The following is a 23,742-nucleotide window of genomic DNA, read 5'->3' on the forward strand; positions in this document are numbered from 1 at the left end:
TATGGATGAATCGAGGTGATAAATTTTGAAGCCATTGAATTACAGCGCATTGATCAGTTCTTTGATTATCGGAATATCCATCGTTGCCGCCAGTTTCATCCTTCAGGGTGCTGAGGATTCAAAGTATGTGCCTGCCGTTACAGAAGGAGCTGATTCTGTGCAAACCGATCCTCCGTTAATGACTCTTGAACAAACAGCGGAGTTCTTGAACCTTACCGAGTATCAGGTGAAGAGCATCATTTCATCCGACAATGCGCTAAGAGAGCAGGGAGCATCAGAAGGTAAGCCTTTTCCTTATATAGTAGTACAAAACGAAATGTACGTTAGCAAGCTGGGACTTATCTCATGGCTTGATGAGGCAACGCGGAACAGACGAAGATTTGAATAGAATCTTGCAAGTGCCTGAGGTCAATAAACTAAAGTTAAGCCGAGAGTAATAATCGACTCAACCGGAGGTTGAATATCAGGAACCGGCGTTCTACTGCTGCGTTATACTTTTTGGTTAAAGATTGGTTTATATTAGATGCATCTCATGGAGAACGAGGTGATCTTGGATTCATGAATCAGGCAAACAACGTGATGGGCAACAATATCGTCAGGCTGCGAAAACAGCTTGGTATGACACAGGAGCAATTGGCTAATGGGCTGGGTGTCAGTTATCAAGCGGTAAGTAAATGGGAGAATGGGCAAACTTGCCCGGACATCATCCATATACCACTGCTGGCAGATGTATTTGGAACCACGATTGACGAGATATTTGGCAGATCCGTACATCCTATCGATTTACGAAGCGGCCTTGTTCTGGAATATTTGTTCGACGGTGATGTGCGGGATACCAGCGGGGAGGGGCGTCATGGACGGCTGGAGGGCGGGGAGTATGCTACCGACCGCTTCGGCAGGAAGGGTGGAGCTTTAACGCTGAACGGCAGAAGTGACTATGTTCAAATGGATAAATCGCCAATGCTATCGAAGGATGCTTTCTCTATATCAGTATGGTGTTATTATGACGCACATCAGGTGCTGCGGGGGTGGCATAGCGCGATTGTCTCTCAGGACGGTCACCATCAGAACCGGGCGTTACAGCTCAGCACGAAGGATGAATACATTACGTTCCATGGTTTCCTGCGGGAGCCGGACCTGATGATGAATGCCAGAATTGTGAAGGAACACTGGTATCATGTGGTCCTGATCTATGAGGACTCCCGTTACCGAATGTATGTGAATGGCCAACACACAGCCGAACGATCAGGCAGCTTCACACCTTATCCTGACGAACCCATGTATGTGGGCAGAAAATCTACCGATGAACCTTACTTCTTTTTTCAGGGGCGCTTGGACGATCTGCGGATCTATAATCGTGCCATCGGGGAGCGTGAGGTTGAAGCACTCTATGTTGAGAATGGTTATAAACCTCTTCCTTTACATCATAATGAAACGTCGACCGACCCAATTCCTGTGCTGGATCGTCTGGATGACATCCGTATGATCTTCACGAAGGATACCATCGGGCTGGCGGCGGATTGGTACACTCGGTATTTAGGCTTCAAGATATTAATGCAGGATGAGGGCTTCTATATGTTGACGCTCTACAACAGTCCCAATCTGTTATTAGAGAGCGTGGACGAAACAAGAGAATTGGAATTAACGACGGCGGCTTCATTTATATTCAGAACCAATCGGGATATCGAAGAGCTGCATTCCTATTTGTCCACGGCCGGAGCAAGAATAGAACAGATTCGGGACGAGGGTTTTGCGTGGTTTTTGGATTTTAGGGACCCCTTTGGACGCGAATGGATGATTATGAGGGAGAAGAGTGGATAACGTCAGGGTGGGGCTTTATTTTAGAACATGTGTAAAGGTAGGGGACTATGACGAAGAAGGGTATCGTACTTGTGGTAAGCATTACTCTTTTTCAAGAAGATCAGGTGTTGATCATCCAGGAGAACAAACCCGTGGTACAGGATAAATGGGGCTTTCCGGGAGGGCGGATCGAGCCAGGGGAAGATATTGTTGAGGCAGCTTTAAGAGAAGCGAAGGAAGAGACAGGTTATGATGTCAAATTGACAAGTACGACAGGCGTGTATCATTTTCTCAGCAGTTTGAATCATTATGTGGTTATGTTTCATTTTACAGGAGAAGTGGCGTGCGTCACTCGCTTGCCCTGTTTAACACGCCTTTGATTCTAACTTCCGGGTAAGTGCATATTCATATGTCTTAACTTGTTGCGTTGGTCAATGTTGTTCAGAAAACGTTGGGAGGATGTATAAAAGTGGATGCCATCCGTTATCCGATTGGTTCGTTTACACCTCACGAAGAACCCACTAAGGAAGAAAGGCAGCAGTTCATTGGGCAGATTCCTGCTATCGTACCGACCCTTCGGCAAATCATTATGAACCTGACTCCGTCCGAACTGGATGCCTCTTATCGGGAGGGCGGGTGGAGCATTCGGCAGATTATTCACCATTTGGCGGATAATGATATGAACGCTTATTTGCGTTTTAAACGCGCACTGACCGAGGATGAACCCATGGCGAGTTCATACCGGGAGGATTTATGGGCGGAGCTGAGTGATTACAGCGAGGTTCCCATTGAGAACTCGCTTACGCTGCTGGAAACACTTCATTTCCGTTTTTTAATTTTGCTCAAGGAATTAAAGCCTGAGGATTTCCAAAGAACCATGAGAACCCAAGTGCTTGGTAGCATTACCCTTGATATCGCGCTGCAGCGATTCGTATGGCATAACCGCCATCACATCGCCCAGATTACATCTATATCGAAGCGTGAAATGCGTAGTTTGTTAGAGGAGCGACGGCCATGACTGGAGGTCGGAATATGCATATGGTGGAATTGTGTTTGATCTGGATAATAAAGTCCGTAAGAATTGGGGTTAATACATAGCTTAGAGGTGCACAACGTATCGCAGATCATAGAAAGTACGTCTGGAATTCGCATGCCGCCGTTCTAGGGTTGGTCGTAGGAATATATGTTGTGATTTACGCCGCAGTTGTTATCCGGTTAATCTATCATTATCATATTGCGTTATCTTTTGTATCGGTATCGTGGGTGTCCTTACCCGTACTGCTGCTGTTGTTCATTCTGTATCGGATATCCAGAACAACATGGAGCATGTTTCTGAAGCAGCATTATGCGTCTACCGTCATAATCGGTGTGCTGCTCCTATTTTTCTCAATCTACGCCTTAAGTTACAACCTGTCGTTGCAGCGTTTTGATTACAATCGATGGGTGGGTTATCCTGAGCAGCGTGCGCTGATGGTGAACGATTTTCTACAGGAGCATAACCTCGTGGGCTTAACCCCGGCGGAAGTGATGGATCTCCTCGGTGCCAGCGATAGTGCCAATCGGGCTGACGATGATGATGATACAGTGGTGTATGATCTTGGCGCATTGCGTAGGATGGATTACAAGAGTGAGAAGCTCTTCATCTATTTGAATGAACGTGGTTATGTAAAGAGTTACGAGATCGTAACGAGGTAGGGGGAAAGCGGGGTGTCTATGACAATAAAAGCGATAGGGAGCACGGAGCGGCTTGCAAGCCATATGGTGTTCAAGAGACAGGGAGCGATGGGATGACACTCTTGAAGCCAAGCCATATAAGACGATACATAAGCTGGAGGAATTGATCAGCATCTACACCCATCACCATGAACAACAAGAATAGCGATAAATCGTTAGTTAAGTTCAATTTCATGGAGGTGGACAGGGATTGCGACCGCGTTATAAAACCGAGAATGGACAACGGCTCATCTATGAATCCTATGATCGATTATTGGCAGGCTTGTCGGTTCCCCTAGAACAACAGAACATTCCTACGACATACGGCATCACTCACATTATAACGGCAGGCTCATCGGAGAATCCTCCCCTGCTGCTCTTGCATGGGACGGGAGATAACGCAGCCATGATGTGGGTCTATAACATGGAAGAGCTGTCCCAAGCCTTCTATGTCATTGCAATTGACAACATCGGCGGTTCAGGGAAAAGCGAACCGAATGACAATTACAGTCAGCCATTTGATCAGGCGAAATGGTTGGACGAAATCCTTGAGGCATTGCGGATCAACTCCGTATATATTGCAGGAGTATCCTATGGAGCTTATCTCGCTTATCATTATGCCCTTATGCGACCGGATCGTGTTGAAAAAATCGTATGCATGGCCGGCAGCATTGCCGGGAGCCAGCTAGAGGTTATGAGCAAAATGATGAAAGCTTTTCTACCGGAGGCCTTATTTCCTTCAGAACGAAATGCGCGGAAATTGCTGCGAAAGCTGTGCGGACCGCAGATCGCTCCATTCGAGGAACATCCCGAGCTTATGCAGCACTGGATCTATCTGCTCAAGTTCTTCAACAATGCATCCATGAGGCATCATAAGATTACGATTTTTCCTGCGGAAGACTTTCGTGTGATCCGACATAAGGCCCTATTTCTCATTGGCGACCAAGACATGCTGAGCAACTATCCCAAGGCCATCCACCGATTGATTGATTATGGCATGATTTATCGGATCGTGAAGGATGCGGGACATGCCATCAATCATGAGCAGCCGGAGATTATTCATCGAGCAATCCAACAATTCTGTCTGGGTAACAACGATACACAAAACACCATGTAGGAGAGAGAAGAGGGACAATAATTTAACAGGACTAGCACTATTCTGACAGGAGTTGAGCACGTTATGGCGATTGATGATATATACAACAAACAGGCTGAGGCCTATGAGATCATGGTTAGCAGACAGCTTGCCGCTTGCTTCATCGAGCGTGGACCTGGTGGTGTCGGGCTGGAGCATCAGTTATCTGGCTCATTCAAACCAAGAGAACTGCCGTCAGAATCTGGAGCAGGTGATGGCTGAGCTGCAGCGTGTCTTGAGGCCGGGCGGGACGATAATCATTCTGGAGACGATGGGAACCGGCACAGATACGCCGAACCCTCCTGACTTCCTAGTGGATTATTATGCACAATTAGAGCGTACATATGGATTTAACCATCGTTGGATCCGGATGGACTATGTGTTTGATACGGTGGAAGAGGCGCAGCAGTGCACAGGGTTCTTTTTCGGAGAGGAGTTATCAGATAAAATTCAGGCAAACCAATGGTCAACCGTGCCGGAGTGTGCGGGGGTATGGTGGAAGCATGTTTAAGGTTTGGAGGACATGAGCTTGCATTCTTTAACTTCATCGTGAGAATTGGAAGCAGCCCCCGAGGGGGGGGCTTGTTCCTTATTTAAGAAGGATGTGGATCACTCACATGATATCGTCCTTTGGGTACTACCAGAGGCGATCCCGAGACGGGGTCCGAGATCACCGTGCAATTAAGCCCGAAAATGTCTTTGACCAGCGTGCTAGTAATAACCTCGGTTGGCGTACCTTCAGCGACAAGCTTTCCTGTATCCAGCGCAAAAATATGGTCTGCATAACGCGCGGACAAGTTGATATCATGAAGCACCATGACAATTGTTGTTCCGTGTTTTCGGTTTAGATCGGTGAGCAGGTCCAGAATCTCGACTTGATACGTGATATCCAAAAAGGTTGTTGGTTCATCGAGAAACAAGATATCGGTTTGCTGCGCCAGAGCCATGGCAATCCAGACGCGCTGTCGTTGACCGCCTGAAAGCTCGTCAATATTATGGTTGGCAAACTCGGTTATATTCATAATGGTCATCGCTTCGGCAACAGCCTCGTGATCCTTCTTGGTCCATCCGCTCAGCAGCGATTGGTGCGGAAACCTTCCTCGTCCAACCAAATCCGCTACAGAGATCCCTTCCGGAACAATGGGGGACTGCGGCAGCAATCCTACCACTCGGGCCAATTGTTTGGCCGGGATTTTGCTGATGGGCTTGCCGTCCAGAGTAACGCTCCCCGATATGGGCTTGATAAGCCTGGCCAATGTTTTAAGCAGCGTAGACTTCCCGCAGCCATTGGATCCAATAATAACGCTTATTTTGTTGCTCGGGATAAGCAGGTCTACACCGTGAATAACCGCTTTATTATCATAGCCCGCTACGATTTGCTCGCCTTGAAAAACATGTGTCGGTTTCATTATAATTCCCCCTTTCGATTCATTCGGATTAACAGGAAGATCAGATAAGGCGCTCCGAGTAATCCGGTAATGATGCCTACGGGGAATCTGTACTCAAAAGCAAACTGTCCGATTAGATCTGCCGCCAGGACTAGATTAACGCCAACAAGGCCTGCCGGAAGCGCGTTCGAGGAGCCGGCGCCAACGAGTCTTTTGGCGATTGGTCCCGCCAGGAAGGAGACAAAGGCGATCGGACCCGTGGTAGCGGTAGCAATGGCAACCATGCAGACGGAACTCACAATAAGCACAATTCGGGTCTTGTCCGTGTCTACCCCGAGAGAGGAAGCCGTTTGTTCTCCAAGCTCCAATATGCTTAGATGTTTGCTCAGCATTATGACGATTGGCGAACAGATGATCACCGTAATAACCAGAGGCGGCAGCTCTTGCAATTGGGAGCCGTTGAGGCTGCCCGTGAGCCATCGGAGCGCTGAGGGAACATCTTTCTCGGAACTAACCAATAGAAGGTAAGAGATGACAGCGTCAAGCATAGCCTGGATGCCGATTCCGATCAGAATTAGCCGTCCGATGGAGAATACCTTGCCTCTGGAGAGTACATAAATGAATAATACCGTGGCCAGGCCTGCAATGACTGCAGCCAGGGAAACGACAGCTCCGTTTGCATGAAGGATCACGATGCAAAAAACAGCTGCAGCGCTTGAGCCTGACGTAATCCCGATGACATTGGGGTTCGCCAGGGGATTTCGCAGCATGGTCTGGAACGTGAACCCGGCAACGCCGAAGGCAAACCCGGCAAAAAGACCCGCCAGCATTCTCGGTAGACGTATGGTACTCACGGCAAAAGAAACGCCTTTGATTTGTTCTCCCGAAAGCGCTCGGATTACATCTTGAATCGGATAGATGGTGTTCCCGAGTAATAGCATGGCACTGCACAGCAAACATGCAAGCACAGCAAGGAGACTGGTAACAAGGATCCAGCGGCGGCGTCTTTGACGTCGGCCCGCCATAATAAATTCCATAGAATGATTTGTCATAATGAACGCACTTTCGATCGCATCGCTAGTATGATTAAGATGGGAGCTCCTATAAACGCTGTAACTACACCCACTTCAAGTTCTCCCGGGTTGCCGATGAGCCGGCCGCCGACGTCGGATACCGTTAGAATGATCGCTCCGGCGATGGCTGACATCGGTATAACAAAACGTAAATCAGGCCCAAGAATAAGGCGTACGACGTGAGTAGATAACAAGCCGATAAAACCGATAGGTCCAGCCAGAGCGGTAGCCGCACCGCATAACAGAACGCCAGCAAGCGCTGCAATAAAACGCAGGGTTCCTGTTCGTACGCCGAGTCCTGTCGCAGCATCGTCTCCCAGCGCCAGCGCGTTTAATGCCGGGGCGGTCATAAATGCGATAATTACACCCACAATCAGAAACGGGATGAACGTGCCAATCGCGCTCCAGGTTGCCGAGCCAACGCTTCCCACTTGCCAGAACCTGAACTGGTCCATGACGTAAGAGCGTGGAATCATGATGGCTGTAACAAGGGAAGATAGAGCAGCGCTTACGGCGGCACCGGCCAGCACAAGCTTAATGGGCGTGGCTCCGCCACGCCCCATCGAGCCGATTCCGAATACAAACACTGCAGTAATCGCAGCCCCGGCTAAAGCCAGCCATATATATTGACTCGCGCTGGTGATGTTCAAGAACGCGATGCCGCACACCACAAACAGGGATGCGCCTGTATTTACGCCCAATATACTGGGGTCGGCAAGTGGGTTGCGGGTGACGGCCTGCATAAGGGCTCCGGAAACGCCTAGAGCCGCCCCGCAAAACAAACTGAAAACGGTTCGGGAAACCCGTTTGCGGACAATGTTTGCCCCGAAGGAATCCACGTCCGGGCGAAATAAGCCGTCAATCAGCTCATCAAATCTCACGGGCCGAGAGCCAAACGCCAGTGAAGCTACCACGCTTGCACCCAGCAGGATAACACACATGACCAGAACCCATGTAAAATGCTTCGGGATATTTGAGCGCAGCGTATTGTTGTTCGGAATCGATGAACTATTCATTTATCTTGTCAATAGCTCCGCCGATTAATTTCAGGTAATCATCGATGGTATAAGAGATCGACAGCGGATTTGGCGTTCCGGCAGCTACCAATGGTGTGTCGCTCTCAATAAACGCAACAGAACCTCTCTTGATTGCAGGGATTTTACCAAGCAGCGGATCGGCCTGAATGGCTTTCAACAGCTCGTCATTGCCATATCCAACGATTAGATCTGCATCTTTAAGGGCCTCAGCATTCTCTCCGCTTAAATTCAAGGAGTAGCTGTTCGGGTCCGTAATCTGTTTCGTGATGCTCTCAGGATAAACCATCCCGAGCTCATGCAGGAAAGATACGCGAGAATCCACGGGTGTGTATATATGTAGTTTAGACATATCTTCAGCGGAGAAGTTAACCCATACGACTTTCTTGTTTTTAATCTGAGGATAGGCGCTTAGTTTTTCTTTAATCATGTCCTCGGTGTCTTTAATGAGCTGTTCGCCTTCGGCTTCCATTCCCATACCCAATGCATTATAAGTGACTTGTTCACGCCATGTGGTTGCCCAAGGAGCCGTTGGATAAGCTACAACCGGAGCGATTTTGCTAAGAAGATCGTATTCTTCCTGGGTTATGCCAGAGTAAGCGGCAAGAATAACATCGGGGTTGGAGTCCGAAATAGCTTCAAAATCAAGACCGTCCGTATCCTGGAATACATTCGGGTCCTTGACGCCGAGCTCTTCGAGCTTCTTCGCAGTCCAAGGCAGAAGTCCGCTGTCATCCTGAACGCCGAAGTTCGCTGCCGAGAAACCTACAGGAACAACGCCAAGAGCGAGAACGACGTCGTGATTGGCCCATTGAACGGTAGTGATGCGTTCAGGCTTGCTCTCAATAACCGTTTCTCCAAGAGCATGTTTGATGGTAAGTGGATATTGAGTCTCTGTATCTGAGGAAGCGGGTGTTTCCGTACTTGGTGTTTCGGTGCTTGCTGAATTCGTCGCGGCCGAATCAGTTGCAGGTGTTGAGCTGGATTCCGGGCTGGAACAGCCCACTAATGCTACTGTAAGCACGAGCAGAAGTATTAGTGTTTGTAGTAAAAATTTACGGTTTGCCATCATTGAAATAACCCTTCCTTATTATGATCTGAGTTTGTAAATCGTCTATCTTGGAAAAGATGTATTCGCTTTCTGCTCCGGAGATCAAAATCGTAACTTTCGGGCCCTTGACAGTCATGATAATGATTATCATTTTCATCTTAATATATAGTCTCTTTTAGAGGTTGTCAATGAAAAAATTTGTCGTTTTATCACAAATCATAGGGGCTGTGATGGGATAAAAGATGGTTATGACGTTAGTGTTTTCACCATGATCTCCTGTACATATGAAATAAATATCATTTAGCGCATCTGCGCACATTCCTTAGATGGAGTGTGCGCTTTTTTGCATTTGGAGGAGGAACTTCAATGATGGCTAACCAAACCACAGGTCGGCTGGGTTGGGTGGACTTAAAGACCCCCAGTGACACGACCAGAACGTTTTACGGATTCCTTAGCGGAAAGGGCCATATTGCATTTCAACAACGGCATCGTTCAAGAAACGTTACATCCCGATATGGATCGGAAGATCGTTGTATAGTAAGCGCTTTACCCACGCTTCTATAATGGTAGCAAGCTGCGAAAGGCGTGTTCACCAAGCGGCTTCAATGCAGCACAGATGCAAGTGTAAAAAGGAGGCAATCTACAGGTGATAACGAATCGCGATATGGCTGTGAAGGTTGGGGTGAATGCCGATACTCACGTTCGGGTAACAAACGGCTTGATGGCCCTTGAAGTGGATCTGGTAAAAGGCGAGTACGCTTATGCAGGCAGCAAGGGATTTACACTGCAAGCCGTGCGCAGCGGCTTCCGGTGGCATGGCCGGGAATACCATACGGGGAATTATGACCGCCACGTTATGGCAGGTCAGCCCGAGAAGATTGAGGATGGATTCGGAACAGGCGTGCATGCCGTAATTCAGCATGAATCCGACCTGCTTCCTGGACTGGAGCAGCATTTTTACGTTTACGAGGGAGCTTCGTTCTTCATCTCTCGGGTCGTCGTTGTGGGGCAGGAGGAAATCAAGGTCAACCGCATCGCGGTTGTGAGCACCCAAGCGGTATCGAGCGGGAATGAGACGGTTCCGGATGAGGCGCTGCATGTGCTTCGCGTTCCTTATGATAATGACAAATGGGTGCGTTATCTGACAGAGACGGCTCCGCTGGAAACCGAGAGTTATGAAGTGACGGCCTTGTTCCAGCCGGATAGCCGGAGCGGGCTGATTCTCGGCTCGATCAGTCATGATGTGTGGAAGACCGGGATTCGCGTGAAGGGAGAGACGCCGAAAAGACTGGATGAACTCGAAGTGTACGCAGGCGCAGCGGACATCATGACCCGCGATTCGCAGCCCCATGGTCATGTGAGAGGAACGCGCATCGAATCTCCGCTGGTTTTTGTAGGGGATTATGACGATTACCGGGCAGGGCTCGAAGCGTATGGGGAAGCAAACACAAAGGTTGCGCCAGCGCTGACATGGGAAGGCGGCGTCCCGATGGGCTGGAACAGCTGGTCAGCGGCGATGAGCACGCTGGATTACGAGCTGTATACGGCAACCAGCGATTTTCTGAAGCGGGAGGTCCAGCCGCAGGGTTTTCACAATGAGAACACGCTGTACATTAATTTCGATGCCTTCTGGGATCGGCTTACACCGGCCGAGATGGAGGACGCCTTGCGACGGGTCCGCGAGAATGGGCACTTGCCCGGTACATACTGGACGCCATTTGCATTTTGGGGAAGTCCGGCTGGGTTCGGCAGCCCCGTTGAGGGCACCGATGGGAAGTATACCTATGGCGATATCCTGCTTCGTGATCAGGATGGCGAGATTTTGCCGGATATTGCAGGCGGACTTGCGATTGATCCTACGCATCCCGGGAACCTGGCGCGAATCGATTGGTTCATGGATAAATTCATCTCCGAGGGATTTGAGTATATCAAGCTCGACTTCATGGCGCACGGGGCTTTGGAAGGCAAGCATTATAACCCGGATATTACGACGGGGATCGCTGCATACAATTACGGTCTATCATATCTGACGGATAGACTCTCTCCGGAGCGGATCGGCAGACCATTCTTCATCAACCTGTCGATCGCGCCGCTGTTCCCTTATTCCTATGCGCATAGCCGCAGAATCTCCTGCGATGTGTTCGGGACGGTACAGGATACGGAATATTTGCTGAACTCGCTCACGCATGGCTGGTGGATGAATGATGCGCTGTACCGTTTCAACGATCCGGATCATGCCGTGATCTACAGAAGTTTCAATCAGGACTCGACGACCCGTTACGAAGGGCGAAGCCGCCTGACCGCGTCCGTGATCTCGGGCACGGTGCTGCTGCTGGGCGATGATTTCCGTCATGAGGAAGCCGCATGGCGCGCCAAGAACTGGCTGGGGAATGAGGGAATCATCGAGATTGCCAGACTGGGCAGAACCTTTGTCCCTGTCGAGGGGAATCTGGGCAAACATGCTGCGGATACGTTTGTGCTGACACATCCAAGCGAAGCGGGAACGTCTTATATTGCGGTATTCAACTTCGATGCGGCCCAGTCCGCGCAGAAGACCGTCTCCTTGGCGCGCTGCGGGCTGGATGCTCACGCTTCTTACAAGGTGCTGGACGTGTGGGAAGACACGGTCGCTGAGGCCAGCGGAACACTCGTGGTTGAGCTGGCGCCAGCCGAGTCGAAAATCCTGAAGCTAAGTCCCAATTAAGAAGATGAGGAGGAGAGGTTCAGTGAATATCCCAACACACAGGTTCTTCCGAAGGTCATTCATGCTGTTCTTATCGATTCTGCTTGCGGGTGCTGCACTTGGAGGCTCACTGGCTGCGGCGGGGCAGCAGGAGACGGCGAGTACGACGGCGGGAGGCGTCCTGTCTTACGAGGCAGAATCCACTCCGAACACGTTGACCGGGAATGCGGGCGTTGTCGATTGCGGCTTCTGTTCAGGCGGGCAAAAGGTCGGCAATCTGTATGGCGGCTCCTCGCTGAAATTTAATCAAATTCAGGTCGATAAAGCCGGTGTCTACGATATGAATATGTTCTACATCTCCGGGGATTCCCGCGCGGCTTCGATCTCGGTAAACGGGGCGGAGAAGGAGAACTTCAGTTTTCCGAAAACAGCGGATTGGAACACGATGGGCACCTATAAGATTCAAATTGCCTTGCATCAGGGCAGCAACACGATTCTGTTCGATGACGCAGGCGGTTACTCTCCGGATCTCGACAAGATTGAGCTGAGTTATCATTCTGCGGGCGATGACGGATCAGGCAGCGATGGGGACATCGGCGATCTGGGCCGGCAAAAACAAGTCACTCCCTACGGCTCCATCACCCTGACCGAGTATGCCAAGGGCTTCAAGGTATCCAATCCGACGTATGAGCTGATGTACAACACTTCAACCGGGTTGTCGCAGTTCAATTGGAACGGCCAAGTGGTTGCCAAGGGGTTATACAGCGAGATTGAACTCGACCAGATGGTGGCGAGCACCGATTACAAACATCACAAGTTTAACAAAAATCAAATCATTCCGTTTCAGGATGCAACCGGCAAGGGCATCAAGGTGACGGTCGTGAATGAGCATGGCGGATTGCCATCGCTTAGTCAAATCTATTACATCTATAATGACGGACCGTATTTACTTACGGAAACGGTAGCCTCACACAAAACGGAGCTATCTACGGCGAATATAGCACCCATTGCGATGGAAGCGAGGGGCGGCATCGATATCGGCAGCTATGATGATAACCGGGTTCTCGTCGTCCCGTTCGATAATGATGCGTGGTCCAGATATCAGGCGAAGACGGTGAATACGGGACTTAACAACGGTCTGTACATCAGCTCGGAGCTTACAGCCATCTATGACAATACGAGCCGGAACGGCCTGGTCATCGGTTCTGTAACGCATGACACGTGGAAGACCGGCATCTATTGGAGCGGCACGAATGATAAATTGAATACATTGCGTGTATATGGCGGATTTACGTCATCTACCTCCACGTGGGACACGATCCCGCATGGAAAAGTAACGGGCAAGCAAGTTGCTTCGCCTAAGATCATGGTCGGCTTTTTCGAGGATTATCGGACTGGTCTTGAGGCGTTTGGTCATGTGAATGCAGCCATCGAGCCTCCGTTAGCCTTTGGCGAGGGTATTCCTCAAGGCGTTCCGGTCGGCTGGAACAGTTGGGGAGCGTATGACAGTGGTCTGAGTTACGACAAGGCGGTTTCCGTCTCGAATTATTTCAGGGATTATATTCAGGATGAGTCTTTTAACAATGAAGGTCATATCTATATCAATCTCGATTCCTACTGGGATAATATGACCGATCAGCAGCTGAGCGATCTGGTTCAGGTGATTCACGGCAATGGACAGAAGGCGGGCATCTATTATTCGCCATTTGTGTATTGGGGCAACAACATGGAGCAGGTAGTGGAAGGGACGAATGGTCAGTACAAGTACGGTGACATTGTGCTTCGTGATCCGGAAGGCAATGTGCTGCCAACGCTGGACGGTGCATACGCCGTCGATCCGACGCATCCCGGCGTGAAGCAGCGGATCTATTATTATATGAATAATTTTAAGAGCAAGGGCTTCGAATATATCAAAATCGATTTTCTAAGCCATGGGGCAATGGAAGGCAAGCATTATGATCCGAAGGTTCAAACCGGCATACAAGCTTATAACCAAGGAATGGCTTATCTGAATGAGGTGCTGGACGGCTCGATGTTCATCAGCGCTTCCATCGCGCCGCTGTTCCCTAGCCAATATACGCACAGCCGCCGCATTTCCTGCGATATCGACGGCAGCATCGGCAGCACGGAATACCAGCTGAACAATCTGACGTACGGCTGGTGGCAGAACGGAACGATCTATCATTATACCGATCCGGACTATATGCACTTGACCAAGGGCGGATCGATAGAGGGTGCACGTTCGCGTGTCAATGCGGCTGCCATCTCCGGCACGGTCTTCATGAATTCGGATGATGTAACCGATGCAACGGCCCGGCAGTACATGGAGACGCTGCTGACTCATCCGGAAGTGAATATGCTTGCGATGAAGGGCAAGGCGTTCCGGCCGGTAGAAGGCAACACGGGCACGCAGGCGGCGAACGTATTCGTGCTGGACGATCAGGGAACCCACTATGTAGCCGTGTTTAACTATACGCAAGTCTCGGCAGAGCGCACCGTGGATCTCGTCCGGGCAGGTATTACGTCCGGAGGGTCGGCGTCCTATACGGTGACGGACCTGTGGAGCGGTGAATCCCGGACGGTAACGGGCACTTCGCTGGATGTGACGCTGCAAGCGGCTGAATCCAAGCTTTATAAAATCGTCCCTAATCCATAACAAGTCGTCATCGATTCATTATGTACATCTACAAGTTCATCGCGGTTCTCGGCTCCATCCGGGGATCGCGATTTCTTGCTTTTGCTGTAAGGGTAAAGCTTATCTCAAAACTGGAAAATCAAATGAAGAGGAGAAAACAACATGGCAGATATGAAACTATGGTACACGAAACCGGCTCAGAGCTGGACGCAAGGACTGCCGATCGGCAACGGCCGAATGGGGAATGTGGTTCTGTCCGCCCCGCATCGGGAAGTCTGGAATATTACCGAAACCACCTACTGGTCCGGGCAGCCCGAGCCGGTCCAGGGCCGCAGCAATAGCCAAGCGGATTTGGAGCGGATGCGGCAGCATTTTTTCCAGGGTGATTATCGCGGAGGTGATCGACTGGCTAAGGACTATCTGCAGCCGGAGAAGCTGAATTTTGGCACGAATCTGGGACTATGCCAAGTCGTTCTGGAGTTTGAGCATAACATGAAGCCAGAGCCAGTCTTGGATTCTAGTGGAGAGGCGGAACCGTTGTTCCACCGGGAGCTGGATCTGGAGGAGGCGGTTGTGCGTTCGGCCTGCGAGGTGGAAGGGATGGAGATGGCACGGGAGGTATTCGCTACCCATGCGGATCAGGTGATGGTATCCCGGATACGGAGCCATGGTTCGTTAGGCGTGATATGCAGCATCTCGATTCAGGGGGATAACGGTCCTTTTCAAACCACGGTTACAGGGAAGGACACAATCGAATTTCAGGGGAAGGCATGGGAAAACATTCACAGCAACGGCGAGTGCGGCGTGTCCTGCCAAGGCTTGCTGCGCGTAGTGGCAGAAGGTGGGCAGTTGAGCGGCTCCGCTGGCACCATTACGGTCGCGGGCGCGGATGAGATGTCGATTTATTTTGCGGTGAATACGGATTACCGTCAGGAAGGTGAGAGCTGGCGAGAGAAAAGCGCGTTGCAGCTGGAGCAGGCCATGCGGAAGGGATACGAGGCGCTGCGGACAGATCATCTTGCGGATTATCAGCCGTTGTATGCACGCGTAAGTATGGATCTGGGAAGCTCGGTGCACTCGGGTCTGCCAACGGATGAGCGGATCGCCAGGTTCAAGGGGGGGCAGTTGGATGATCCGGCGTTGTTTGCACTGTTTTTTCAATATGGGCGGTATTTGACGATCAGCGGTTCCCGCGAAGATTCTGTCCTGCCGATGCATCTGCAGGGGATATGGAATGACGGTGAGGCCAACAAGATGGCCTGGAGCTGCGATTATCACCTGGACATGAACACCCAGATGAACTATTTTCCGACGGAGGCGGTGAACTTAAGCGAGAGCCATCGGCCGCTCATGCAGTATATCCAGGAATTATCCGAGGCTGGTCGCTCGGCAGCCCGACATTATTACGATGCCGACGGCTGGGTGGCGCATGTATTCTCCAACGCGTGGGGATTCGCGTCACCGGGGTGGGAGACGTCCTGGGGCCTGAACGTGACGGGCGGGCTGTGGATCGCCACGCATATGATGGAGCATTATGCTTACAGCCGCGACGAGATGTTCTTGGAGGAGCTGGCTTATCCCGTTCTGAAGGAGGCAGCGGCTTTTTTCATAGATTACATGACGGTACATCCGAAGTATGGCTGGCTGGTGACCGGACCGTCGAATTCGCCGGAGAACAGTTTCTATACGGACAATCGGGAAGAAGGGCATCAGCAGTTGTCCATGGGTCCGACCATGGATCAGGTATTGGTCCGGGATTTGCTGGAGTTCTGTGTGAAAGCCGCACAGACGCTGGGCGTGGATGAGGAGCTTCAGCAGAAGTGGCAGACGGCGCTGGATCAATTGCCTCCGCTGAGGATCGGCAAGAAGGGGCAGCTGCAGGAATGGCTGGAGGACTACGAGGAGGCGCAGCCGGAGCATCGCCATCTGGCGCATCTTTTTGCCCTTTACCCCGGCAGCCAGATCACACCGCACCATACCCCGGAACTAGCCGCGGCCGCCCGAGTGACCTTGGAGAACCGGAACAGCCGGGCCGACCTGGAGGATATCGAGTTTACCGCCGCCCTGTTCGGTCTCTTCTACGCCCGACTGCATGACGGGAACCAAGCCGTCCAGCATATTGCCCACCTGATCGGGGAACTCTGCTTCGACAACATGCTCACCTACTCCAAACCCGGCGTAGCCGGAGCCGAGGCTAACATCTTTGTCATCGACGGTAACTTCGGCGGCACCGCCGCCATTGCAGAGATGCTGCTGCAGAGCCACGAAGGCGAGATTCATCTCCTGCCCGCATTGCCGACGATGTGGCCGACGGGCAGCGTGAAGGGGCTGAAGGCGAAAGGGAATATTGAGGTGGTTATGAGCTGGGAAGATGGGAAGTTGGTTGAGGCGAAGGTGAGGGGGAATGAGAGTGGGAGTGTGAAGGTGTTTTATGGGGGGAGGGAGATGGAGGCGGGGGGTGATAGTGAACATAGGGAGGATTGTGTACCTCTACCCGAAAAGGTTTCACATAGGAAATAAAAGTGAAGTTAACAGCGTATTAGAAATCGATTATGATTAAAGACTTTAATAGAATAATATGGTAATATGGGTACTGGGTCATATGACTAATTTACTATACGAAAGGGTGGCGAAGGTACGAGTGAATGTACTGTTTAGACTCTTTCTGACTTTTAATGCCACATCATTAATAATTGTAGTGTATCTTATCAAGGAGCGTTATCTATTGAAAGACATATTACCATTCTTTTCTGTAGTGCCCGACTTTGTAACATTTGTTCTGTATTTCTGCATCCCGCTTTTATTCACATATATCAGTCTTATTTTATCGAAGTTTTTAGATGATGATAGTATTCAATCTAACGATCATCCTGCAATTAAAGAGGTAGAACAAGCAAATAATACGTTTTTACCTAGTTATCTAGGATATTTTTTTGTTGCACTTAGTGTTACCCATCACGAGACGTTGATTTTTGTGTTTTTTATACTTTTCTTATTTACCTTTCTGTCGCAGACACTGTATTTCAACCCACTATATTTAGTGTTTGGATATCAATTTTATTACGTAACGACAGACACGAATGTTAAAGTATTTATTATAACTAAGCGGACATTGAAGAATCCTAGTAAGCTGGATTTTCCAAATTTAAAAAGAATAAATAATTTTACATTTATTGATCAAGAGGTGTGACTGGATGAATTATTTAATTGCAAAAACCAAAGGTGTACGTGGTGAGTTTTTTAAAGTTATTTCAAATACAGAAATATATTCAATGCCTGAAAATATGCTAAATAGTGTTACTTATGATCCATCGTATAAGATTGAAGAGGATGAGTGGTTCATAGTTGATAGTTTTTCAGAAAAGGAATTTTTCATTGACATTCTCAAGAATAGATTCTTCTCAACTGATTATAATCAGATTCCAACTACTGAATATAATAATATGGAATATCTATGTGCATTTCAGAATGATTTAATTTTCTTTCAAAAAATATCTGACAGTTTGATAATCAGAAAGAAGTATTTTTCTCTTTCCGGTGCTCCGATTTTTGTTCAGAATGAACCTATTTTAATTGTTAATAATATACCGGATGCAATATATAATAAAATTGAGGATAAGCTTTATTTTAGAAAATTAAGTACTATCTCAAGCATTTTTCCTGGGATTGATACGTTATATAAAGAAGCAACCCAAGTAGAAACAGAACAGTTTCTTCAGAGTGAATTTATTCAACTGGATAATGGGTATGATGCCAGTAAAGTTAAGACTGCAAATAGAAAACGTATTGCTTTGGCAATGGATACCCTCTCTACGTATTCTAGTAAAGATCGAAAAAGTATCTTCAATTACATCAAGGAATATTGTGATGATTTACAATACGACGACAAAAACTCATGTTTCAAATTGAAATCAGAAGAGGACCTTAAAAAACTCCTTTTTGGAATTGAACAGCGGTATTATACAACTGTGCTGGGTGGGGAAAAGAGGTTGGCAAACTCTGTTATGGTTTTAAACTAAAAGCATCTCCAATTTTTAAGAGTGGCAAGTTTACGATCAGCAGTATGATGAAAAAATTATATTCATTAAATTAATTTTTCCTCTTAGATTAACCTCTCTATATAAAATAGCTTGTAGGTATACTAACTTCTTCGAACTCCTCACAAATACCAACAGCAACTTTCTATACAAGATGTTCTAACGAGACATAAAGAAGAAAAGATATTTCATTAAAATCATATAAATATTTACCAAAATGTTAAACGAAATATATATTTGCACAAAATATTTTAACGAACTTATCAGTTGCCTTGGTATAGGGAGGGTGAACATGTTTCTATTCTATAATTTTGATTCCCCAAGTGAGTCAAAAGCTTATGATAAGGGGAAATTATTTGAAAGGCTTGTTGGTATAATAGTTGATCACGTAGGGTATACAGCTATTAATTTTAGACAAAAAAGAGATAATTTAGAATATGATATTGTAGCATCCAATAAATTAACTGGGGATAAGTTGGTTGGTGAAGCAAAAGCTTATGAAAAAAAAATCTCAGATCAAATCATTACTTTTTATGGAAAAATGGCTCTTTATTGGGCGGAAGATCCAAACACTGTAGGTATTTTTATATCTATTTCAGAGTTAACGCCAGATGTAAAAGGGCAAGTAGATAAATTGATAAAAATAAATAGAAACTTTCGTTATATCGTCGCTGATCAAATAATTGATGTACTGTCTTTACATGCATGTTATTTAAATTTAAAGCAAATAAAAGCTGAGTCAGAAAAGCGGAGTAGCCATAAAGCCGGAGAAACATATCTGCTTGTAACTGATCGTGGCAATTATTATATACAATTATTAATACCTAAAGAGATGACACTACCATTGTTTTTTTGTGTATATGATTGTTATGGTAATAATATACAGGATATTGAATTTATGGGGACATTGAAATCCAATATAGATGTACTGAAAGATTTAAACATATTAGAACAACATGAGAAAGGATATTATAACGAGGAAGAACTTGAAAAAGAAAATGAAAAAGACAATTTTCTGGGTGTACTTTCAGGTTCTGGATGGTTTGATTACTTATTTCCCGCTCCGCCGGATAAGTTCATTGGACGGGAGACGATTATTCTCAAATTTTCTACTTTGTTTAATTCTGTTCGGAAAGAAGAGACTAGTACTCGAGTCTGTCAAATATTAAGTCGTTCTGGAGTAGGTAAAAGTTCAATTACTTTAAAATTAGAAAACAATGCAATGATTCAAGGAGATGTAGGTATTGGTGTAGACTCGAGGAATATTCGGACTGAAACCGATATTTTGAATATATTCCAAATGCTAACAATTAAAATCAACACTATGTTTAATTCATTTATAAACATACCTTCTAATCAAAAAGAGATAACACCAGCAATCCAAGGGTCTGAGATAATATTAAAGGAACATAATAAAATTGCGATAATTTTTCTTGATCAATTTGAAAGCGTGTTTTCAAGACCTAAAATCTATAATCAAATTATTGACTATATCCTTGAATTTTGTTCTTTTAACTATAGATTAATGTTTTGTATCGCTCGAAAAAATGATCAACCGACTACATATGACGAATCTTCAGAAATTGATTTAAATAGATTGAATGGAATTTCCCAATCATTTCTACTAGAAGATTTTAAGTTGCCTGAAGCAGAGTTTTTGATTGATAAGATGAAGGGGGAACTAGGAAGACCGCTCATTAAAGCATTAAAAGAGCAAGTACTCGAAATTTCTAATGGTTTTCCTTGGTTACTAAAAAAGTTTTGTGCCCATATCATTAAATTGGTTAATACCGGAAAAACCCAAACGAATATTATGCAGACCGGAATGCAACTTGAAGACTTATTTAGTGAAGATTTAGAAGCTCTAGATGAGATTATACGGGAATTCTTTAATAGGCTTGTTCATTATTTACCAGCAACACATGCTGATCTAACCGAAACTTTTAAAGATGAAGATCTAGCACATAAATTAAAAATTCTCCAGAATAATCATAGAGTAATTAGACTAACTGGTCGAACTTATGATACATACAATGATGTTCTAAAAGAATATATGAAGACGGGTAAGATATTTTTGTCAAAAAGATATATTTTTAGACTTTACCCTGGGCCAGTTATTGTTCTTTTTGAGAAAATAGTAAAACATAATTGGACTAACATAAACGAAATATTAAGTAATACAAAACAGGCTGAAGGTGCAATAAATAACAAATTGAAAGTACTACGACTAGTTGAATTAATAGAAGGAACAAATGAGTTTTTTAAACCTACAGAGGCAGCTAAAAAAGCAGATTATGAATCTAAAATTAAAGAGTTTCTAAATGGTATTCTTAAGCAAAATACATTGGTAAGAGAAGTGAATATAAAAATCCAAAGAGAGAAGTCAATAACTTTGGATGATCTCGTAAGTTTCTTACAGAGAGAAATGCCATTTATTGATGCTAATAATGAAACTTGGTCTAATTATGGTAGATATTTTTCTAGTTGGATAGATTACGTTGGAATAAGTGATTACAAATCCGGACAGTTATTTCCGGTTGGTGAAGGACAAAATACAAGCAAAATGTTACTCCCTTCTATTTACATGCCTCAATTAGAAAGATTTATAGAAACTCTTGCTAAGTCAGCTACACCTAAAAATGTTATTCAACTCGCAAAAGAAATGGGAAGAAAATCGATAAATGGAGCAATTGCAGATACAGTATACTTAGATTTACTAGAACAGCACCTTGGAAAAAACTATACATTAAATAATGCTGGAAACGCCTTTGCACTAATGAGTAGGGCTCAGCGAAAAGAATTTGTATCCAGTAAGTTAAGATCAATAAATATCATTCAAACATATTGCAATGATGTTAATAATGGTATTGATGCTGACGAAGCATTTCAAACTCTCTGTATAACTGCTAACTTTCAAGGATGGAGCGTAGAGACAACAAAATGGAAACATAAATTACTAAGAAATTGGCTAATTTATTGTGGCTTAATTTTGAAGAAAAGAAGATCGAATAATGAAAATGACAATGGACAACTTGAATTTGAGTTTGAATGAAAAGTATAATAGCATTATTTTTGTGTTGAATCTTGTGCGTTTCCAATAAGCAAGCCCTTACCCCTCCCGGGTAAGGGCTCTCTTCTTTCCCAACCAACCTTCTAACTCTTAATAGCCCCCATCATAATCCCCTTCACAAAATACCTTTGCACAAAAGGATACACCATGATGATCGGCAGCGTGGCGACCATGGTAACCGCCATCCGGATGCTTTCGCTGGAGACCGGGATCCGCTTGGAGCCCTGAGCCAGCTGCTGGGCGTCGGATATCATGCCGGCGGTTTGGAACTGGTTGAGGATCTTGACCAGGACGGCTTGCAGGGTCTTGAGCTCCGGCTTGTAGGTATAGACATAGGAGTCATACCAGGAGTTCCAGTGGCCGATGGCCAGGAACAGGCCGATTGTGGCGAGCACCGGCACGCACAGCGGTAGGATGATGCGGAAGAACGTCTGCAGGTCGTTCGCGCCGTCGATTTTGGAGGATTCCTCGATCTCGCCGGGGATCTGCTCCATGAAGGTGCGCACGAGAATCATCAGGAAGACGCCGATCAGGCCGGGGAAGATGTAGACCCAGAAGGAGTCGATCAGTCCCAGGGATTTGATAATCATATAGGTTGGAATGAGGCCGCCGCCAAAATACATCGTGAACACAAAAAAGAAGGAGAAGTATTTCCAGCCGAGCAGGCTGCGCTTGCTGAGCGGATAGGCGAGCAGCGTGATGAAGAAGATGGAGGCCGCCGTTCCGACAACGGTCCGGAGCACGGTCACCTGAATGGCGTTCCATATCTCCGGATTCCGGAAGATGGTCACGTAACTCTCGATGGTAGGTACTCTTGGCCAGAAGTACAAATTACCCCGCATCGTATCGGTGGCATCGTTCAGGGAGATGACCAGGATATTCCAGAAGGGATAGAAGGTCACGAGAAAGATGCCGGCCAGGAATACATATAAAGAGGCATCAAAGATACGTTCGGGCATGGTTTTTTTGCTGATCATGGGTGAACCTCCTTATGTTTAGAATAGGGACTGGCCGTTAAGCTTCTTCGCCGTATAGTTGACGATGACCACAATGATGAAGGCCACAACAGAGCTGAACATGCCGACGGCTGCTGCATAGGAGAACATGCCGTTCTGGATACCGTAGCGGAACGAATAGGTGGACAGGACGTCGGAGTAATCCCGCGTCAAGTCGTTGCCCAGCAGGAAATGCTGGTCGAAGCCCGCATTCAGAATTCCGCCGAGTGCCAGGATTAGCAGAATGACTATTGTTGGTTTCAAGTGAGGCAGGGTAATGAACCGGATCTGCTTGAATCGGTTGGCGCCATCCACCTTGGCAGCCTCGTACAGCTCCGGGTTGATGGACGATATCGCTGCCAGATACATAATCGAGCTGTAGCCCATATCCTTCCACGTATTGCCGAGCGCGACGATCCACCAGAAGTATTTTCCGTTCTGCAAGAATAAAACGCTTTCATTGGTGATATGGAAGAACTTCAATATGCCGTTTATTGCACCATCTGAAGACAGCAGGGTGACGATGATATTTGCCGCAATTACCCAGGAAATGAAATACGGAAGATAAGAGGCGGTTTGCACCGTCTTTTTGAATTTCACGTTCTTGATTTCGTTAATCGCGATGGCGATCAGGATCGGCATCGGGAAGGAGAACAGGAGCGTGATCAGCGTGGAAGCCAGCGTATTGCGCATAACGATCCAGAAGTCGCCGTTGTTGAAGAAGTAGCGGAACCATTCGAAGCCGACGAATTCGCTTGTGAACAGGGTCGACCAGAAGCCGCCCAGGGTAGGCTGGTAATTGACAAACGACATGTATAAACCAACCATGGGCGTGTAGGCAAATACAATGGCCCAGATCAGACCTGGCAGCATCATCAGGAATAAATATTTCTGCTGCTTCAGAATGGCCCATCGTCTTTTTCCGGGAGGACTTATGTTGATGTCACTCCGCGTCTGTAGTGTTGTAGCAGGTTTCATATGGGGCACCTCGCATCTCAAGTTATCTAAAATTATAAGACTCCCAAAAAAAGAGTGTCGATATGACAATGTAACGAATGATGCTTGAAAATAACTTACATTGTTTGTTCCCATAGTTAAAATGGCAAAATCGCTATAATATTAAGGGAT

At 47.0% G+C, this 23,742-nt stretch carries 18 protein-coding genes and 1 pseudogene; 13 read left to right on the plus strand and 6 right to left on the minus strand.

What is annotated here, in order from left to right; translation table 11 throughout:
• Positions 1-25: 25 nt before the first annotated feature.
• From B9D94_RS08585 to B9D94_RS08615, 8 genes and pseudogenes are all read left to right on the plus strand, one after another.
• Positions 26-388, plus strand: coding sequence for a hypothetical protein (locus B9D94_RS08585; protein WP_148246828.1), 363 nt, complete (start codon positions 26-28; stop codon positions 386-388).
• A 170-nt stretch (positions 389-558) separates the two neighbouring features.
• Positions 559-1,821, plus strand: coding sequence for a LamG-like jellyroll fold domain-containing protein (locus B9D94_RS08590; protein WP_148246829.1), 1,263 nt, complete (start codon positions 559-561; stop codon positions 1,819-1,821).
• Positions 1,822-1,868: 47 nt separating this feature from the next.
• Positions 1,869-2,141: pseudogene (locus B9D94_RS08595) on the plus strand (NUDIX hydrolase); the annotation flags it as partial.
• Between the two features lie 128 nt (positions 2,142-2,269).
• Positions 2,270-2,818, plus strand: a complete 549-nt coding sequence (locus B9D94_RS08600; protein ID WP_006211576.1) for a YfiT family bacillithiol transferase — start codon at positions 2,270-2,272, stop codon at positions 2,816-2,818.
• Positions 2,819-2,988: 170 nt separating this feature from the next.
• Positions 2,989-3,495 carry a hypothetical protein gene (locus B9D94_RS08605; protein WP_172963925.1) on the plus strand — a complete coding sequence of 169 codons (507 nt, stop codon included), beginning with the start codon at positions 2,989-2,991 and terminating at the stop codon, positions 3,493-3,495.
• 52 nt (positions 3,496-3,547) lie between these two features.
• Positions 3,548-3,679 carry a hypothetical protein gene (locus B9D94_RS31755; protein WP_280754015.1) on the plus strand — a complete coding sequence of 44 codons (132 nt, stop codon included), beginning with the start codon at positions 3,548-3,550 and terminating at the stop codon, positions 3,677-3,679.
• Positions 3,680-3,724: 45 nt separating this feature from the next.
• A complete protein-coding gene (locus tag B9D94_RS08610; RefSeq protein WP_063480142.1) occupies positions 3,725-4,630 on the plus strand; it encodes an alpha/beta fold hydrolase in 906 nt (301 codons plus the stop codon).
• A 103-nt stretch (positions 4,631-4,733) separates the two neighbouring features.
• On the plus strand, positions 4,734-5,159 hold the full coding sequence (locus tag B9D94_RS08615) for a methyltransferase domain-containing protein (protein ID WP_253806123.1): 426 nt from the start codon (positions 4,734-4,736) through the stop codon (positions 5,157-5,159).
• 82 nt (positions 5,160-5,241) lie between these two features.
• On the opposite strand, the gene B9D94_RS08620 is transcribed toward B9D94_RS08615, so the two are convergent.
• The 4 genes from B9D94_RS08620 to B9D94_RS08635 are packed head-to-tail and all read right to left on the minus strand — an operon-like array spanning position 5,242 to position 9,215.
• Positions 5,242-6,057, minus strand: a complete 816-nt coding sequence (locus B9D94_RS08620; RefSeq protein WP_006211570.1) for an ABC transporter ATP-binding protein — start codon at positions 6,055-6,057, stop codon at positions 5,242-5,244.
• Positions 6,057-7,088, minus strand: coding sequence for a FecCD family ABC transporter permease (locus B9D94_RS08625; protein ID WP_036641745.1), 1,032 nt, complete (start codon positions 7,086-7,088; stop codon positions 6,057-6,059). Before B9D94_RS08625 ends, B9D94_RS08620 begins: the two co-directional genes overlap by 1 nt.
• Positions 7,085-8,125: a FecCD family ABC transporter permease gene (locus B9D94_RS08630; protein ID WP_148246832.1), complete on the minus strand. Its 1,041-nt coding sequence runs from the start codon at positions 8,123-8,125 to the stop codon at positions 7,085-7,087. The genes B9D94_RS08625 and B9D94_RS08630 overlap by 4 nt, the downstream gene beginning before the upstream one ends.
• Positions 8,118-9,215 (minus strand): iron-siderophore ABC transporter substrate-binding protein, encoded by a 1,098-nt coding sequence (locus B9D94_RS08635; protein ID WP_148246833.1) that lies wholly within the window; start codon positions 9,213-9,215, stop codon positions 8,118-8,120. The genes B9D94_RS08630 and B9D94_RS08635 overlap by 8 nt, the downstream gene beginning before the upstream one ends.
• A 625-nt stretch (positions 9,216-9,840) precedes the next feature.
• Here B9D94_RS08635 and B9D94_RS08640 point away from each other — a divergent pair.
• The 5 genes from B9D94_RS08640 to B9D94_RS08665 all read left to right on the plus strand — a co-directional run bounded on the left by B9D94_RS08640 (position 9,841) and on the right by B9D94_RS08665 (position 21,601).
• Positions 9,841-11,898, plus strand: coding sequence for an alpha-galactosidase (locus B9D94_RS08640; protein WP_148246834.1), 2,058 nt, complete (start codon positions 9,841-9,843; stop codon positions 11,896-11,898).
• A 22-nt stretch (positions 11,899-11,920) separates the two neighbouring features.
• Positions 11,921-14,533, plus strand: a complete 2,613-nt coding sequence (locus B9D94_RS08645; RefSeq protein WP_148246835.1) for a carbohydrate-binding protein — start codon at positions 11,921-11,923, stop codon at positions 14,531-14,533.
• A gap of 141 nt (positions 14,534-14,674) precedes the next feature.
• Positions 14,675-17,032 carry a glycoside hydrolase family 95 protein gene (locus B9D94_RS08650; RefSeq protein WP_148246836.1) on the plus strand — a complete coding sequence of 786 codons (2,358 nt, stop codon included), beginning with the start codon at positions 14,675-14,677 and terminating at the stop codon, positions 17,030-17,032.
• A gap of 674 nt (positions 17,033-17,706) precedes the next feature.
• Positions 17,707-18,531, plus strand: coding sequence for a hypothetical protein (locus B9D94_RS08660; RefSeq protein ID WP_148246837.1), 825 nt, complete (start codon positions 17,707-17,709; stop codon positions 18,529-18,531).
• A 310-nt stretch (positions 18,532-18,841) separates the two neighbouring features.
• Positions 18,842-21,601 (plus strand): restriction endonuclease, encoded by a 2,760-nt coding sequence (locus tag B9D94_RS08665; protein WP_172963926.1) that lies wholly within the window; start codon positions 18,842-18,844, stop codon positions 21,599-21,601.
• Between the two features lie 101 nt (positions 21,602-21,702).
• Here B9D94_RS08665 and B9D94_RS08670 read toward each other — a convergent pair whose 3' ends face one another.
• Positions 21,703-22,596, minus strand: a complete 894-nt coding sequence (locus tag B9D94_RS08670) for a carbohydrate ABC transporter permease (protein ID WP_063480129.1) — start codon at positions 22,594-22,596, stop codon at positions 21,703-21,705.
• Positions 22,597-22,614: 18 nt separating this feature from the next.
• The gene (locus B9D94_RS08675) at positions 22,615-23,592 is read right to left on the minus strand and encodes an ABC transporter permease (RefSeq protein WP_006211556.1); all 978 of its coding nucleotides are present in this window, start codon (positions 23,590-23,592) and stop codon (positions 22,615-22,617) included.
• Between the last annotated feature and the right edge of the window lie 150 nt (positions 23,593-23,742).

This window comes from Paenibacillus sp. Cedars (genome assembly GCF_003184205.1).
GTDB lineage: Bacteria > Bacillota > Bacilli > Paenibacillales > Paenibacillaceae > Paenibacillus_AQ > Paenibacillus_AQ glucanolyticus.

What these genes read in the sequence shown, in the direction of transcription:
- B9D94_RS08590 (WP_148246829.1), top strand. Translation starts at nt 559, where the DNA reads ATGAATCAGGCAAACAACGTGATGGGCAACAATATCGTCAGGCTGCGA.
- B9D94_RS08615 (WP_253806123.1), top strand. Translation starts at nt 4,734, where the DNA reads ATGAGATCATGGTTAGCAGACAGCTTGCCGCTTGCTTCATCGAGCGTG.
- B9D94_RS08620 (WP_006211570.1), bottom strand. Translation starts at nt 6,057, where the DNA reads ATGAAACCGACACATGTTTTTCAAGGCGAGCAAATCGTAGCGGGCTAT.
- B9D94_RS08625 (WP_036641745.1), bottom strand. Translation starts at nt 7,088, where the DNA reads ATGACAAATCATTCTATGGAATTTATTATGGCGGGCCGACGTCAAAGA.
- B9D94_RS08630 (WP_148246832.1), bottom strand. Translation starts at nt 8,125, where the DNA reads ATGAATAGTTCATCGATTCCGAACAACAATACGCTGCGCTCAAATATC.
- B9D94_RS08635 (WP_148246833.1), bottom strand. Translation starts at nt 9,215, where the DNA reads ATGATGGCAAACCGTAAATTTTTACTACAAACACTAATACTTCTGCTC.
- B9D94_RS08650 (WP_148246836.1), top strand. Translation starts at nt 14,675, where the DNA reads ATGGCAGATATGAAACTATGGTACACGAAACCGGCTCAGAGCTGGACG.
- B9D94_RS08660 (WP_148246837.1), top strand. Translation starts at nt 17,707, where the DNA reads ATGAATTATTTAATTGCAAAAACCAAAGGTGTACGTGGTGAGTTTTTT.
- B9D94_RS08665 (WP_172963926.1), top strand. Translation starts at nt 18,842, where the DNA reads ATGTTTCTATTCTATAATTTTGATTCCCCAAGTGAGTCAAAAGCTTAT.
- B9D94_RS08670 (WP_063480129.1), bottom strand. Translation starts at nt 22,596, where the DNA reads ATGATCAGCAAAAAAACCATGCCCGAACGTATCTTTGATGCCTCTTTA.
- B9D94_RS08675 (WP_006211556.1), bottom strand. Translation starts at nt 23,592, where the DNA reads ATGAAACCTGCTACAACACTACAGACGCGGAGTGACATCAACATAAGT.